General features: G+C 59.6%; 9 protein-coding genes, 2 tRNA genes, 3 rRNA genes and 1 other RNA gene. 11 read left to right on the forward strand and 4 right to left on the reverse strand.

The features are described 5' to 3' along the window. Positions 1 to 1,594 precede the first annotated feature (1,594 nt). The 5 genes from AC1HFW_RS28615 (at position 1,595) to rrf (ending at position 6,909) form a co-directional block, all read left to right on the forward strand. Positions 1,595 to 3,125: ribosomal RNA gene (locus AC1HFW_RS28615) — 16S ribosomal RNA — on the forward strand. 132 nt (positions 3,126 to 3,257) lie between these two features. After that, a tRNA-Ile gene (locus AC1HFW_RS28620) sits at positions 3,258 to 3,334 on the forward strand. Between the two features lie 22 nt (positions 3,335 to 3,356). Beyond that, positions 3,357 to 3,432: transfer RNA gene (locus AC1HFW_RS28625), tRNA-Ala, on the forward strand. 280 nt (positions 3,433 to 3,712) lie between these two features. Then, positions 3,713 to 6,595: ribosomal RNA gene (locus tag AC1HFW_RS28630) — 23S ribosomal RNA — on the forward strand. 201 nt (positions 6,596 to 6,796) lie between these two features. Beyond that, positions 6,797 to 6,909: ribosomal RNA gene (gene rrf / locus AC1HFW_RS28635) — 5S ribosomal RNA — on the forward strand. Together the 16S, 23S and 5S rRNA genes with 2 tRNA genes alongside form the textbook arrangement of a ribosomal RNA operon. Here rrf and AC1HFW_RS28640 read toward each other — a convergent pair. Beyond that, positions 6,904 to 7,206 carry a hypothetical protein gene (locus tag AC1HFW_RS28640; protein ID WP_479286052.1) on the reverse strand — a complete coding sequence of 101 codons (303 nt, stop codon included), beginning with the start codon at positions 7,204 to 7,206 and terminating at the stop codon, positions 6,904 to 6,906. The genes rrf and AC1HFW_RS28640 overlap by 6 nt on opposite strands. A gap of 69 nt (positions 7,207 to 7,275) precedes the next feature. Here AC1HFW_RS28640 and AC1HFW_RS28645 point away from each other — a divergent pair, with 69 nt between their 5' ends. Then, positions 7,276 to 7,641: a DUF4870 family protein gene (locus tag AC1HFW_RS28645; RefSeq protein ID WP_035359985.1), complete on the forward strand. Its 366-nt coding sequence runs from the start codon at positions 7,276 to 7,278 to the stop codon at positions 7,639 to 7,641. Between the two features lie 44 nt (positions 7,642 to 7,685). Here the strand turns inward: AC1HFW_RS28645 and AC1HFW_RS28650 are convergent, their stop codons facing one another. Then, on the reverse strand, positions 7,686 to 8,291 hold the full coding sequence (locus tag AC1HFW_RS28650; protein WP_479286054.1) for a LysE family translocator: 606 nt from the start codon (positions 8,289 to 8,291) through the stop codon (positions 7,686 to 7,688). Positions 8,292 to 8,434: 143 nt separating this feature from the next. Between AC1HFW_RS28650 and gcvA the strand changes: the two genes are divergently transcribed. Next, complete coding sequence (gcvA, locus tag AC1HFW_RS28655) at positions 8,435 to 9,337, forward strand: transcriptional regulator GcvA (protein WP_479286055.1); 903 nt, start codon at positions 8,435 to 8,437, stop codon at positions 9,335 to 9,337. Between the two features lie 485 nt (positions 9,338 to 9,822). Here gcvA and AC1HFW_RS28660 read toward each other — a convergent pair whose 3' ends face one another. Continuing rightward, positions 9,823 to 10,101, reverse strand: coding sequence for an SWIB/MDM2 domain-containing protein (locus tag AC1HFW_RS28660; protein WP_006217453.1), 279 nt, complete (start codon positions 10,099 to 10,101; stop codon positions 9,823 to 9,825). A gap of 147 nt (positions 10,102 to 10,248) precedes the next feature. On the opposite strand from AC1HFW_RS28660, the gene AC1HFW_RS28665 reads away from it, so the two are divergent. Next, complete coding sequence (locus tag AC1HFW_RS28665) at positions 10,249 to 11,442, forward strand: M20 aminoacylase family protein (RefSeq protein WP_006392942.1); 1,194 nt, start codon at positions 10,249 to 10,251, stop codon at positions 11,440 to 11,442. Next, positions 11,438 to 12,517 (forward strand): dihydroorotase, encoded by a 1,080-nt coding sequence (gene pyrC / locus AC1HFW_RS28670; RefSeq protein WP_479286574.1) that lies wholly within the window; start codon positions 11,438 to 11,440, stop codon positions 12,515 to 12,517. The genes AC1HFW_RS28665 and pyrC overlap by 5 nt, the downstream gene beginning before the upstream one ends. Positions 12,518 to 12,633: 116 nt before the next feature. On the opposite strand, the gene AC1HFW_RS28675 is transcribed toward pyrC, so the two are convergent. Continuing rightward, positions 12,634 to 14,469 (reverse strand): ATP-binding cassette domain-containing protein, encoded by a 1,836-nt coding sequence (locus AC1HFW_RS28675; RefSeq protein WP_479286057.1) that lies wholly within the window; start codon positions 14,467 to 14,469, stop codon positions 12,634 to 12,636. A gap of 109 nt (positions 14,470 to 14,578) precedes the next feature. Here AC1HFW_RS28675 and rnpB point away from each other — a divergent pair. Then, positions 14,579 to 14,984, forward strand: an RNA gene (gene rnpB, locus AC1HFW_RS28680) — RNase P RNA component class A. Positions 14,985 to 15,309: 325 nt separating this feature from the next. After that, a complete protein-coding gene (gene mraZ, locus AC1HFW_RS28685; protein ID WP_006392946.1) occupies positions 15,310 to 15,738 on the forward strand; it encodes a division/cell wall cluster transcriptional repressor MraZ in 429 nt (142 codons plus the stop codon).

The following is a 15,738-nucleotide window of genomic DNA, read 5'->3' on the forward strand; positions in this document are numbered from 1 at the left end:
TCCAGACATCCCATCCCAACGCGTCTATATATAGGCAGGTAGCTACTAGGTAGCAGCTGCGCGGATTGACCGTTGACGGGCACGCGGCCAGGAAGGATGCACCGCCCAGGATGGGGGCGCTGGCGGAGTGGCGCACAGCCCGGGGGGGGACCCCGCTAGGGAGTGGCGCACAGCTGGGAGTGGCGCACAGCTGGGAGTGGCGCACAGCTGGGAGTGGCTCGCCATCTGGGGAGCGAGCTTCGCTTCCGCTTCTTATATATAGAGAGAGTCTGCTTCCGACGCAGGTATGGCAGCTCGATGCAGGCTCCCGCTATAAGCCTCCATATGGAGAGACTCTCTATATATAGAGATCATCTACAGGGGCATGCATCGGGAGACGCCTGATCGGTGGCTCGCCGTCAGCGACTGACGTGACGTGTGATTAGACGCCGCACGCAATGCGGGCTATAGATGGTGTTCGCCGCCATCTAACAGGAAGCCCGCTGTCTCTCCTATATGGATAGCTGGGCAAAGCGCGTTGGATAGGCGGCCGCCTGGCTTACTTCCCCCCAGTACCGCGCAGCCAACCTTGCAGAGGATGTCCCCAATGGGGCCGCTATCCAGCCGTCACCCGGGATCCCCGAGCCGCCGCGCAGGGGAAATCATCATCTTTCTGCAAAACGATTGTCATCCTGGCGTGACAAGCCAAAATTCTGTGCTATAGTCTCGCTCCTTCGCAGTTCAAGCAGTTTTGAGCAGCGGGGCCAGGTAAGTGCAACGGGTCTGAACGCTACGGCGAACGGATCTGCCGCAGGGCAGCAAGGCGGTGAGTCAGCAATGATTCTCTCGAACCGGCAGTCAGCGAATTTTGCAAAAGGTGGTGCAAATCAGGCAGAAGCCAGTTGCATAACCTGCAAAAATTGTGCTATAGTCTTGGGCTTGGCTGGTGACGGCAAATCAGGGTTTACCCGGTAGGGTGGTCTGAAAGGCGTTGCAAGCCAACTGGGCGGTAACCAACCTCTGGAGCGATCCGGAGCTGCTGTAAAAGTGAAGCGATTCACCGGCGCGGCGGGGTTGCAAGATAGGATGCAAATTAGGCAGAAGCCGGTTGCATAATCTGCAAAAGTTGTGTTATAGTTTCAGGCTTGGCAGTTACCGAAAACTTAGGGTTAACCCTGATATTTCGATAGCTGCTAAAGAGAAAGCCGGGTGCGAGCCTGGTGAGACCTGAAGGGGTCGTAGGCAAGACAGCGAAGTGAATCAAACAACGCTGACTTGACAAACGATAAAAACTTCTTCATAATCTCGTTTCTCTGCTGCTGACACAGCGATCGACGCGAAAGCGAAATCGCTGAAGAAAGCAGAGGATGCAGTAAGTAGTACAGAATTTAGCAGTACCGCTCTTTAACAATTAAACAACCGATAAGTGTGGGCGCTTGATGCGAGTGCACAGTGACTGGGTTTTAAACCCCGGCCACAAGCACAATGAAATCAAGTGCTCACTAGAAGTGAAGTACCTTAGACGTCAAGTTTAAGAACATACCTCACTTCCTTTGAGTAGCGACGTATGACTCGGTTCTTCGGAACTAAGAAATACGAAACAAATACAGAGATTAAACTGAAGAGTTTGATCCTGGCTCAGATTGAACGCTAGCGGGATGCCTTACACATGCAAGTCGAACGGCAGCACGGACTTCGGTCTGGTGGCGAGTGGCGAACGGGTGAGTAATGTATCGGAACGTGCCCAGTAGCGGGGGATAACTACGCGAAAGCGTAGCTAATACCGCATACGCCCTACGGGGGAAAGCAGGGGATCGCAAGACCTTGCACTATTGGAGCGGCCGATATCGGATTAGCTAGTTGGTGGGGTAACGGCTCACCAAGGCGACGATCCGTAGCTGGTTTGAGAGGACGACCAGCCACACTGGGACTGAGACACGGCCCAGACTCCTACGGGAGGCAGCAGTGGGGAATTTTGGACAATGGGGGAAACCCTGATCCAGCCATCCCGCGTGTGCGATGAAGGCCTTCGGGTTGTAAAGCACTTTTGGCAGGAAAGAAACGTCATGGGTTAATACCCCGTGAAACTGACGGTACCTGCAGAATAAGCACCGGCTAACTACGTGCCAGCAGCCGCGGTAATACGTAGGGTGCAAGCGTTAATCGGAATTACTGGGCGTAAAGCGTGCGCAGGCGGTTCGGAAAGAAAGATGTGAAATCCCAGAGCTTAACTTTGGAACTGCATTTTTAACTACCGAGCTAGAGTGTGTCAGAGGGAGGTGGAATTCCGCGTGTAGCAGTGAAATGCGTAGATATGCGGAGGAACACCGATGGCGAAGGCAGCCTCCTGGGATAACACTGACGCTCATGCACGAAAGCGTGGGGAGCAAACAGGATTAGATACCCTGGTAGTCCACGCCCTAAACGATGTCAACTAGCTGTTGGGGCCTTCGGGCCTTGGTAGCGCAGCTAACGCGTGAAGTTGACCGCCTGGGGAGTACGGTCGCAAGATTAAAACTCAAAGGAATTGACGGGGACCCGCACAAGCGGTGGATGATGTGGATTAATTCGATGCAACGCGAAAAACCTTACCTACCCTTGACATGTCTGGAATGCCGAAGAGATTTGGTAGTGCTCGCAAGAGAACCGGAACACAGGTGCTGCATGGCTGTCGTCAGCTCGTGTCGTGAGATGTTGGGTTAAGTCCCGCAACGAGCGCAACCCTTGTCATTAGTTGCTACGAAAGGGCACTCTAATGAGACTGCCGGTGACAAACCGGAGGAAGGTGGGGATGACGTCAAGTCCTCATGGCCCTTATGGGTAGGGCTTCACACGTCATACAATGGTCGGGACAGAGGGTCGCCAACCCGCGAGGGGGAGCCAATCCCAGAAACCCGATCGTAGTCCGGATCGCAGTCTGCAACTCGACTGCGTGAAGTCGGAATCGCTAGTAATCGCGGATCAGCATGTCGCGGTGAATACGTTCCCGGGTCTTGTACACACCGCCCGTCACACCATGGGAGTGGGTTTTACCAGAAGTAGTTAGCCTAACCGCAAGGGGGGCGATTACCACGGTAGGATTCATGACTGGGGTGAAGTCGTAACAAGGTAGCCGTATCGGAAGGTGCGGCTGGATCACCTCCTTTCAGAGCTTAGTGCTCGTGTTAAGCGTCCACTCTTATCGGTTGTTTGATATATAGCTGGGATCGGTTGTGGGCTTGGGTAGAGGGATTCCTCCCTATGTCCATGACTCCTGACTACTGATCCGAGAAGGTTTTGGGTCTGTAGCTCAGTCGGTTAGAGCACCGTCTTGATAAGGCGGGGGTCGTTGGTTCGAATCCAACCAGACCCACCAAGTATTCTGCGAAGCAGAATATGGGGGTGTAGCTCAGCTGGGAGAGCGCCTGCTTTGCAAGCAGGATGTCATCGGTTCGATCCCGTTCACCTCCACCACTACCTGGTGCGGTCGTAGAGGCTAACTCATAACACTGCGAGCAGTGCTATGAGTTAGGTTTTACCTAACAGCTATATTCGTTCTTTAACAATCTGGAAGAAGCACAACGAAATGTACTTATCAAGTACTCGGCGCAAGCTGATGAAGATAAGTACGGGTTGTGATTGCATTAATTTTGTTCCAAGTTCTCAAGATTGGGGTGAATAACCTCAGACTGCTTTGAAACTTATGAACGGCACAAACGCTAATACTCAGGTCCTATAGCCTACAGCGTTATAGGATCAAGCGACTAAGTGCATATGGTGGATGCCTTGGCGATCACAGGCGATGAAGGACGTAGTAGCCTGCGAAAAGCTGCGGGGAGCTGGCAAACAAGCTTTGATCCGCAGATATCCGAATGGGGAAACCCACTCCGTAAGGAGTATCCCTGACTGAATACATAGGTCAGTGGAAGCGAACCGGGTGAACTGAAACATCTCAGTAGCTCGAGGAAAAGAAATCAACCGAGATTCCGAAAGTAGTGGCGAGCGAAATCGGAAGAGCCTTTACGTTTTAGCATGCAAGATAGTCGAACGGAATGGAAAGTCCGGCCGTAGCAGGTGATAGCCCTGTAGACGAAATTTTGTGTGTGGAACTAAGCGTAAGAAAAGTAGGGCGGGACACGTGAAATCCTGTTTGAAGATGGGGGGACCATCCTCCAAGGCTAAATACTCGTGATCGACCGATAGTGAACCAGTACCGTGAGGGAAAGGCGAAAAGAACCCCGGAAGGGGAGTGAAATAGATCCTGAAACCGTATGCATACAAACAGTAGGAGCCTCCTTGTGGGGTGACTGCGTACCTTTTGTATAATGGGTCAGCGACTTACATTCAGTGGCAAGGTTAACCGAATAGGGAAGCCGTAGCGAAAGCGAGTCCGAATAGGGCGATTCAGTCGCTGGGTGTAGACCCGAAACCAGATGATCTATCCATGGCCAGGTTGAAGGCACGGTAACACGTGCTGGAGGACCGAACCCACTAATGTTGAAAAATTAGGGGATGAGCTGTGGATAGGGGTGAAAGGCTAAACAAATCTGGAAATAGCTGGTTCTCTCCGAAAACTATTTAGGTAGTGCCTCAAGTATTACTGCGGGGGGTAGAGCACTGTTATAGCTAGGGGGTCATGGCGACTTACCAAACTATGGCAAACTCCGAATACCCGCAAGTACAGCTTGGGAGACAGAGCACCGGGTGCTAACGTCCGGACTCAAGAGGGAAACAACCCAGACCGCCAGCTAAGGTCCCGAATTATCGCTAAGTGGGAAACGAAGTGGGAAGGCATAGACAGTCAGGAGGTTGGCTTAGAAGCAGCCATCCTTTAAAGAAAGCGTAATAGCTCACTGATCGAGTCGTCCTGCGCGGAAGATGTAACGGGGCTAAGCGATAAACCGAAGCTGCGGGTGTGCACTTTTAGTGCACGCGGTAGGAGAGCGTTCTGTAAGCCTGCGAAGGTGGCTTGTAAAGGCTGCTGGAGGTATCAGAAGTGCGAATGCTGACATGAGTAGCGATAAAGGGGGTGAAAAGCCCCCTCGCCGTAAGTCCAAGGTTTCCTGCGCAACGTTCATCGGCGCAGGGTGAGTCGGCCCCTAAGGCGAGGCAGAGATGCGTAGCTGATGGGAAGCTGGTTAATATTCCAGCACCGTCGTACAGTGCGATGGGGGGACGGATCGCGGAAGATCATCAGGGTGTTGGATGTCCCTGTTGACGTATCGAAGATGGCGCTTAGGCAAATCCGGGCGCGTAAATCAAGGGTACGGCACGAGCGAGCATTGCTTGCGAAGTGATTGGAAGTGGTTCCAAGAAAAGCCTCTAAGCTTCAGCTGTACGAGACCGTACCGCAAACCGACACAGGTGGACGGGATGAATATTCCAAGGCGCTTGAGAGAACTCAGGAGAAGGAACTCGGCAAATTGATACCGTAACTTCGGGAGAAGGTATACCCCGGTAGTGTGAAGCGCCTGCGCGCTTAGCATGATGGGGTCGCAGAGAATCGGTGGCTGCGACTGTTTATTAAAAACACAGCACTCTGCAAAGACGAAAGTCGACGTATAGGGTGTGACGCCTGCCCGGTGCCGGAAGGTTAAGTGATGGGGTGCAAGCTCTTGATCGAAGCCCCGGTAAACGGCGGCCGTAACTATAACGGTCCTAAGGTAGCGAAATTCCTTGTCGGGTAAGTTCCGACCTGCACGAATGGCGTAACGATGGCCACACTGTCTCCTCCTGAGACTCAGCGAAGTTGAAGTGTTTGTGATGATGCAATCTACCCGCGGCTAGACGGAAAGACCCCATGAACCTTTACTGTAGCTTTGCATTGGACTGTGAACCGGCCTGTGTAGGATAGGTGGGAGGCTTTGAAGCGTGGTCGCTAGATCACGTGGAGCCATCCTTGAAATACCACCCTGGTTTGTTTGCGGTTCTAACCTTGGTCCGTTATCCGGATCGGGGACAGTGCATGGTGGGCAGTTTGACTGGGGCGGTCTCCTCCCAAAGTGTAACGGAGGAGTTCGAAGGTACGCTAGGTACGGTCGGAAATCGTGCTGATAGTGCAATGGCATAAGCGTGCTTGACTGTGAGACTGACAAGTCGAACAGGTGCGAAAGCAGGACATAGTGATCCGGTGGTTCTGAATGGAAGGGCCATCGCTCAACGGATAAAAGGTACTCTGGGGATAACAGGCTGATACCGCCCAAGAGTTCATATCGACGGCGGTGTTTGGCACCTCGATGTCGGCTCATCTCATCCTGGGGCTGTAGCCGGTCCCAAGGGTATGGCTGTTCGCCATTTAAAGAGGTACGTGAGCTGGGTTTAAAACGTCGTGAGACAGTTTGGTCCCTATCTGCCGTGGGCGTTGGATACTTGACGGAGCCTGCTCCTAGTACGAGAGGACCGGAGTGGACGTACCTCTGGTGTACCGGTTGTCATGCCAATGGCATTGCCGGGTAGCTAAGTACGGAAGAGATAACCGCTGAAGGCATCTAAGCGGGAAACTCGTCTGAAGATTAGGTATCCCGGGGACTTGATCCCCCTAAAGAGTCGTTCGAGACCAGGACGTTGATAGGTCGGGTGTGGAAGCGCAGTAATGCGTTAAGCTAACCGATACTAATTGCTCGTGAGGCTTGATCCTATAACACTGATGGTTATGACCTGGTGATGTAGCGTTCCAAGTGTCGTTCAATACAAAATCTGGCTGCCCCGTCAGCAGCCAGCCAACACCAATTACACCCACTGTGCGGGATCATCGAGCTAGCCTCTGATCCCCCACACGTTGCGCTTCTTCCAAGATTGGAGCGGTTGTCCCCAAAGGACAATCTCTCAACCAGTTACGCCTGACGACCATAGCAAGGTGGTACCACTCCTTCCCATCCCGAACAGGACAGTGAAACGCCTTTGCGCCGATGATAGTGGACGGACGTCTGTGAAAGTAGGTCATCGTCAGGCTTTTATTCCGCAAAACCCCATAGGCTCTCGCCTGTGGGGTTTTGTCTTTTGTGCGTGCAGGTTCGAGGCCGCGCTGCGAATCCCAAAAAAGAAACCCCCGTGCGGCTGACGCCGCACGGGGGTTTTGCGTTGTGGGCCGATGATTTTCAGCGTCGGTTTCAACTCGGCGATGCTGCCTTCAATGCGGTACATCCGCTCGCGCAATCGATGGCGCGGCGATCTTCCTGGCGTTGAAAACGGGTAGCCAAAATCACCTTGAGCAAGCCTGCAAGCCGCGCCAGCATTGAATGTGCCCAAATAACAACGCTCGTGGGCCGGCTGGGTTTGTGCGGTAAGATTGACCGAGTCAATTGTTGGAGCGTAATCGTGAGTGATACCCAGACCCCCGCGCCCGGTACGGCATTAGACCTGCGCACGCTGACCCATGTGGCCTATGGTTTGTTCGCCCTGGGCTTTCTGACCAGTGGTTTCCTGGGCATCGCCACGCTGGCGGCCGTCGTGCTGATGTACCTGAAGCGTTCGGACGTCGCCGGCACCGTTTATGCGGCCCATTTCGACTGGTTGTTACGCACCTTCTGGTGGGCGCTGCTGTGGCTGGCCATCAGCTGCCTGGCGCTGATCATCTATATTGGCTGGATCGGCGTGGTCGCGACGGTGGTGTGGGGCTTGTACCGCCTGATCAAGGGCTGGTTGGCCCTGCTGGACGGCGTTGCGCCGACCTCCTACGCCTGATTCCAGGCGCTCGAACACAAAGGCCGGCTCACGCCGGCCTTTTTTTATCCGTTCAGTACCACGTACAGCGCGACCAGCAGCATGGCGCCGCCGAATATCGCCGCCTGGATGCGCAGCGCCCGCGGCGAATTGAAGCGTCCCAGGATGACCTTGCCGCCGTAGATCCACGGGAAATGGCAGAACAGGCCCAGGATCACGAACGCGGCGCTGAGTTGCCCGACCTGCAGCGACAGACTGAAGCCGGGCGCGAGGAACTGCGCGAACATGACCACGATCATCGAGTGGATCTTTGGATTCAGGATCACGCAGATGAAGCCGTCGAGAAAGCCGAGCGCACGGGTGTTGGCAGCCAGGCTCGCGGGCTTGGCCGATGCGCGAAAGAACCCCCAGGCGAGATAGAGCAGGTAGAGGACGCCCGCCCATTTCAGCACGACGTGGATTTGCGGATGCTCATGCAGGGCGCTGCCCAGGCCCAGGCCGTAGAGGGCGCACAGCGCTAGGTTGGCGGCTTCGAACCCTGCCCAGAATGGCACCGATCCCCGCACGCCGTAGCGGCCGCCCGCGGTGGCCAGTAGCGTATTGCCCGGCCCGGCCCGGGGCTGATGATCATGGGCACCGCATACCCGAGAAACGCCGTCCAGACTTCCCATCCCGCCATTGCCGCTCCTTGGTTTGCCATGGGCCTGCGCGGGTATCGGACCGAACGCCGGCGAAGCCGCCATTAGACGGGGCTTACCGGGGCTGGCAAAACGATCTATTCTCATGCCTTCGATAACCCTGCCTAATCGAGCTGATGCGACGCCTGCCTCCGCTTGGCGCCTTGCGCGCCTTTGAAGCCGCCGCGCGTCACCTGAGTTTCACGCGCGCGGCGGCCGAGCTGTGCGTGACGCAGGCGGCCATCAGCCACCAGGTGCGGCAGCTGGAGCAATGGCTGGGCCGGGACCTGTTTGTCCGGCGTGGCCATGCGTTGGCATTGACGCACAAGGGGCTGGCCTATCTGGATGAGCTATCGCTCGCGTTTGACCGCATGGCGGCCGCCACGGAGCAGGTGCGCGAACATCGCGAGGGGCCGTTGCGGATCACGGCGCTGCCTTCCTTCGCATCGCGTTGGCTGTTGCCGCGCCTGCCGGCGTTCCGTCAACGGCATCCCGAGATCGAGTTCCGTGTCGACAGCTCGGCGCACTTGTGGCCGGGCGACGACGAATTCGATCTCGGCATTCGTTCCGGCCTGGGCCGTTGGCCGGGAATGAAGGCGGACCTGATCGCGCGGGAGTACCTGAGTCCGGTATGCCATCCCCGCTTGGCGCAAGGCCCGCCGGCCTTGTCGGACCCCGCCGATCTGGCGAGCGTCATGCTGCTGCACGATGAGCCGCGTGCGGCATGGCGCCAGTGGTGCGAATTGGCGCAGGTGTCGCTGGACCTGACGCGGGGCGTGCAATTCAGTGATGCCGCGCTGGTCCTGCAAGCGGCGGCCGATGGCGCGGGCGTGGCGTTGGGACGCTTGGTGTTGGCGGCCGATGACCTGCGCGCCGGCAAGCTGGTTCGCCTGTTCGACCAGGTGCTGCCCAACGACTATAGCTACTGGCTGGTATCTTCGCGCACGGCCGCGCAGCGACCGGATGCCCAGATGTTTCGTGCCTGGTTGCTCGAGGAAGCGCGCAGATCGCGCCTCTCGCCGGCGTTGGCGAAACGCTGAAGAGCCAGGCCTGGCAAGGCTTTGCGGGCAATGACTAATGTGATTGACCCCATCGCGCATGAGATGCCGGGTGTGCGTTCCGCGCAAGGTGGTGTGGGGAGGTCGTCGCGTGCCGGACATTGCGAGCCGTGAGATATCGCGGACCTTCGCTGTGCGGTATGCGCTCGGGACGTGCATGCATCGTGTGGGGTGAACGATGGTCGTTCCTGCATCTCGATCCGCCACGATCGTGATGACGCTGTTCATGCCTCTTGATCGACCAAGACCGGGATGACGTTGTCCATGCGATTCGACGCGGCAGCGTTCGCATGCAAGACGGGTAAGGCGGGGAAGGAAGCCGTGCCCATCGCGGGTATGGGACTGGCTGCGCAAGGCGGAAAGCCTGCGGTGGCGGGAATCGCCGGAAGTCGGGTCCGCCCGGCGTTCAAGCCAGGGCGTCGCGACAGTATCGAGGCAGGGACGTACCGGGTACGCCCTTTGCCTGCTTACTTCAGATGTGCGTTGACCAGCTTGGTCAGTTCGAACATCGTGACCTGATCCTTGCCGAAGATCGGGCGCAGCTTGGCATCGGCGTTGATGTTGCGCTTGTTGCTCGCATCTTGCAGGTTGTGCTTCTTGATGTATTCCCAGATCTTCTTGGTGACCTCGGTGCGCGGCACGGCTTCCGAACCGATCACAGCAGCCAGTTCGGCGCTGGGAGTCAGGGGCTTCATGAATGCAGCGTTCGGCTTGCGCGCGGTCGCGGGTTTGGAGGTTGTGGCCATAATGCGGCGCTCCTTCTCTGGCTGTTGGAAAAATTGTCCTGCGGCCGGAGCATAACGTGTCTCTCCGGTAAAGACAAAGGCATTTATCCTCTGTAGCAACTAAAATATCCCGACTGTCCCCTCTCTCACGTCATTCTGTAACCTCCTATGTACGCACGTTCTGCTTTGGAATCGATTCGGCTGTTTCATGACGAATTGACGGCGCTGCGGCGCGACTTGCATGCCCATCCCGAGCTTGGCTTCGAAGAAGTCCGGACGTCCGGGATCGTTGCCGGTGCGCTCGAGGCGCTGGGAATCGAGGTGCACCGGGGGATCGGCAAGACCGGCGTGGTGGGCGTCATTCGCGGCAAACGCTGCGATAGCGGCCGCATGATCGGCCTGCGCGCCGACATGGATGCGCTGCCGATGACGGAGGACAACGCGTTCGGGCACAAGTCGACCAAGCCGGGCCTGATGCACGGTTGCGGCCATGACGGCCATACGGCGGTGCTGATCGGGGCGGCGAAGTACCTGGCGCAGACGCGCAATTTCGATGGCACCGCCGTGCTTATCTTCCAGCCGGCCGAGGAAGGGCGCGGCGGCGCCAAGGCCATGATGGAAGACGGGTTATTCGACACCTTTCCCTGTGACGCCATCTACGCGTTGCACAACTGGCCCGGCCTGAAGCCTGGCACCATCGGCATCAATCCGGGGCCGATGATGGCGGCGGCCGACCGCTTCGAGATCCTGATCACCGGCCGGGGCGGCCACGGCGCGCATCCTTATCAGACGATCGACCCGGTCACGATCGCCGGCCAGATCATCACGGCGCTGCAGACCATCGTGTCGCGCAACGTCAATCCGCTGGACTCCGCGGTGGTGTCCATCGGCTCGCTGCAGGCGGGCCACCCCGGCGCGATGAGCGTGATTCCGCGCGAGGCCCGGATGGTGGGCACGGTGCGCACGTTCCGCAAGTCGGTGCAGGAAATGGTCGAGACGCGCATGCGCGAACTGGTCACGGCGATTGCCGGCGCCTTTGGCGGCACCGCCGAACTGACCTACGAACGCATCTATCCCGCGACCTTGAACACGCCGCAGCACGCCAACCTGGTCGCCGACATCGCCACCGAGATGATCGGCAAGGAAAACGTGGTGCGCGATCTGGTACCGTCGATGGGGTCGGAGGATTTCTCCTTCATGCTGCAAAGCAAGCCTGGCGCCTATTTCCGGCTGGGGCAGGGCGGAGCCGACTCCGGCTGCGTGCTGCACAACTCGCATTTCGATTTCAACGATGCCGTCATTCCCCTGGGCAGCGCGATGTTCTGCGCGCTGGCCGAACGGGGCATGCCGCTGGCAGATTAAGAAGCTCTCCATGTCCACGCAAAACACGAATCCACTGATCATCACCCGCCCCGACGATTGGCATCTGCACCTGCGCGACGGCGCGGCGCTGGAAGCGGTGGTGGCCGATACGGCCAGGCAGTTCGCCCGCGCCATCATCATGCCCAACCTGAAGCCGCCGGTGACCACCACCGAGCAGGCGCTGGCCTATCGCGGCCGCATCCTGGCGGCGCTGACCAAGGCGGGCGGCAATGCCGACGCCTTCACGCCGCTGATGACGCTGTACCTGACCGACAACACCTCGGCCGAGGAGATTTTCCGCGCGCACGAGTCGGGCCAGGTCTATGCGGTCAAGCTGTATCCCGCGGGCGCGACCACCAACTCCGACGCCGGCGTGACCGATCTGCTGGGCAAGTGCGCCAAGGCGCTGGAAGCGCTGGAGAAATGCGGCATGCCGCTGCTGGTGCACGGCGAAGTGACGGATCCGTCGATCGACGTGTTCGACCGCGAAGCGATTTTCGTGGAGCGCGTGATGAAGCCGCTGCGCCGCGCGTTCCCGGCGCTGAAGGTGGTGTTCGAGCACATCACCACCAAGGAAGGCGCTGAATACGTGCGCGATGCCGAAGGTCCGATCGCGGCCACGATCACGCCGCAGCACCTGCTGTACAACCGCAATGCGATCTTCCAGGGCGGCGTGCGGCCGCACTGGTACTGCCTGCCGATCCTCAAGCGCGAGACCCACCGGCTGGCGCTGGTGGAAGCCGCGACCAGCGGCAGCCCGCGTTTCTTCCTTGGCACGGATAGCGCGCCGCATGCGCGCGGCCTGAAGGAACACGCCTGCGGCTGTGCCGGCTGTTATACCGCGCTGCATGCGATGGAGTTGTACGCGACGGCGTTCGAGGCGGTCGGCAAGCTGGACAAGCTGGAAGGCTTCGCGAGCTTCCACGGTCCTGACTTCTACGGCCTGCCGCGCAATACCGGCAAGCTGACGCTGGTGCGCGAGAGCTATCAGATCCCGGACGAAGTGCCGTTCGGCGACACCGGGCTGGTGCCGCTGGCCGCCGGCGAGACGCTGGCCTGGCGCGCCGCGGTCTGAGCGCGTCAGCCGCCGCCATGTGGACAAAGTGCGTGGCGGCCGCCCTCTATATATAGAGGGCGATGAAGCCGATGGCGCGGTGACGGACCCGCCGCCGCCGCGGTCCTGCTATCGCATCAGAGGGCGCTTTCGCGGCGCGCCTCGAGCAATTCCCAGCGCGCGAACTTTTCCTCGAGCTCGCTTTCCAGTTTGGACAGCTCGCCGTTGATGCGTTCGACTTCGGCCGGCGCATCGCGGTAGAGGCTGCCGTCGGCGAGCTTGCCGGCCAGTTCGGCCTGCTGCGCTTCGAGCGCGGCAATGGCTTCGGGCAGGCCTTCGAGTTCGCGCAGTTCCCACGAATTCATCTTGGCGGCACGGGCCGGCTTGGGCTTGGCGGCCTTGGCGCGGGCCGCGGCTTCGTCGGCGGCGCGCGCCGCCTGGGCCGCGTCTTCCTCCGCCGCGGCGACGGGCGCCGGGGCGGGACGCTGGGCCACCCATTCATCGTAGCCGCCGACGTAGTCGCGCCAGTGGCCGTTGCCTTCGTAGGCGATGGTCTGGGTGACGACGTTGTTCAGGAAGGCGCGGTCGTGGCTGACCAGCAGCACCGTGCCCGAGTATTCCTGCAGCAGTTCCTCGAGCAGTTCCAGCGTTTCGATATCGAGGTCGTTGGTGGGTTCGTCCAGCACCAGCACGTTGGCGGGGCGCGCGAACAGGCGCGCCAGCAGCAGGCGGGCGCGTTCGCCGCCCGACAGGCTGCGCACCGGCGAGCCGGCGCGGGCGGGCGAGAACAGGAAGTCGCCGAGATAGCTCATGACGTGCTTGCGCGTGCCGCCGATCTCGACCCATTCGCTGCCCGGGCTGATGATGTCGACCAGCGTCGCGTTCTCGTCGAGCTGGGCGCGCATCTGGTCGAAGTACGCCACCGACACGTTGGTGCCCATGCGGGTCTTGCCGCTGTCGGGCTGCATTTCGCCCAGGATGAGTTTGAGCAGCGTGGTCTTGCCGGCGCCGTTGGGGCCGACGATGCCGATGCGGTCGCCGCGCAGGATTGTGGTGGAGTAGTCGTCCACCACGATCTTGTCGCCGAAGCGTTTGCCGACGTGTTCCAGTTCGGCCACCATCTTGCCCGAGCGCTGGCCCTCGGCCAGCGCCAGCGACACGTCGCCGACGCGTTCACGGCGCTCGGCGCGTTCGACGCGCAGGCGTTCCAGGCGGCGCACGCGGCCTTCATTGCGGGTGCGGCGGGCTTCCACGCCCTTGCGGATCCAGACTTCTTCCTGGGCCAGCAGCTTGTCGAAGCGGGCCTGTTCGAGGCGCTCGGATTCCAGCCACTGGGCCTTGCGTTCCTGCCATTGCGAGAAGTTGCCGGGGAAGCTGAGCAGCCGGCCGCGGTCCAGTTCGACGATGCGGGTGGCCACCGAATCCAGGAAGCGGCGATCGTGGGTGATGATGACGGCGGCGCCCTTCCAGGTGCGCAGCATCTCTTCGAGCCAGGCGATGCCGTCGAAGTCGAGGTGGTTGGTGGGCTCGTCCAGCAGCAGCAGGTCGGGTTCCTCGACCAGCGCGCGGGCCAGCGCGACGCGCTTGCGGGTGCCGCCCGACAGGCCGGCGATCTGGGCGTCCGCCGGCAGGCCGAGCTTTTCCAGCACGGCGCGCACGCGCGAGGGGCGCTGCCAGTCTTCATGGTCGCCGTCGACATTGCAGACCACGTCGAAGACGGTGGCGTTCTCGTCCAGCTCCGGCTCCTGTTCGACCGTGGCCACGCGCAGGCCCGAGGTGCGGGCGATGTCGCCATCGTCGGGCACGGTGCGGCCATCCAGCAGCCGCAGCAGCGAGGACTTGCCGGCGCCGTTGCGGCCGATGAGGCCGATGCGCTCGCCGGCCTGGATGGCGAAGTCGGCGTGGTCCAGCAGGGGGTGGTGGCCATAGGCCAGCTGGATGTCGGTCAGGGTGATGAGCGTTGCGAGAGCCATGTAGTGGGGTCGTTCTTGCGGCGGATAAGCGGATCAGACCGGTATTGTCGCAGGAACCCGCGCTGCTGTTCGGGGACGGAGCGACGACCTGTACTAGAATACGCACCGCAAGGCGGGTCGGGCGGTCGCGGTGGATGCAAGTCCATCGAGGAAGGTCCGGACTCCACAGGGCAGGGTAGCGGCTAACGGCCGTCCGGTCGCGTCTTCGGGCGCGGTCGAGGAATAGGGCCACAGAGACGAGTCTGCGGGGCGGGCGCGCCAGTCGCGCACCGATACGGCCATCTCCGTATCGCGCCGGCCGGCAACGGTCGGCGGCATCGCAGGGTGAAACGCGGCAACCTCTACCCGGAGCAACATCAAATAGGCATGCGTGCGGCTTTCGGGCCGCGAAGGGCGGCTCCGTCCAAGCATGCGGGTAGGTGGCTACAGCGGCTCAGCAATGATCCGCGCAGAGGAATGATCGCCCGCCAGGGAAACCTGGCGTACAGAATCCGGCCTATAGACCCGTCTTGCATTGGATTTCTCATCGGAGCGGGGCCGCCGCCAGGCTTTTTTCAAGGCCGGCCACCCGCCATCTGGCGCGGAACGCCCGCCAACCCTTGGCAAGCGGGCTGGGTAGAACAATGCAAAGGCATTGTTAGCCGCCACTTCTTAAGAAGCACTTTTAGATAGTGACGCAACCTCCTGATTTATTGGGAGGTTTTTCTTTTTGTGCATTTACAAGTTGCTCTAAGTCCTTGTTGTGATTGAAAAAATTGCAACCGCGCGCTTGACCGCCCCATTGCCATACCGTAGAGTGGGAAATAGTAGGAAATTGTGCAATTAAGTGGGGTAAAAGTGGTGTTTCAGGGAAGCAGCGCGCTCACGCTGGATGCCAAGGGACGGATCTCGATTCCGACCCGGCATCGTGACGCGCTGATGGCGCAGGCCGAAGGCCGCCTGACCCTGACCCGCCACCCAGACGGCTGCCTGCTGGTGTACCCGCGGCCCGAGTGGGAAAAGAAGCGCGAGCAGATTGCCGCCTTTCCCATGACGGCGCGTGCGTTGCAGCGGCTGTTGCTGGGCAACGCTCAGGACGTGGAACTGGACGGCTCCGGCCGCGTCCTGATCGCGCCTGAACTGCGCAACGCTTCCGGTATGACGCGCGATGTGATGCTGCTCGGTCTGGGCGCCCACTTCGAGCTGTGGGATGCCGCTACCCTGGCCAGCCGCGAGGCTGAAGACCTGGCCAAGGGTATGCCGGATGTGTTGAATCAGTTTTCGTTCTGA

The organism is Achromobacter sp. ISS7, assembly GCF_056523125.1.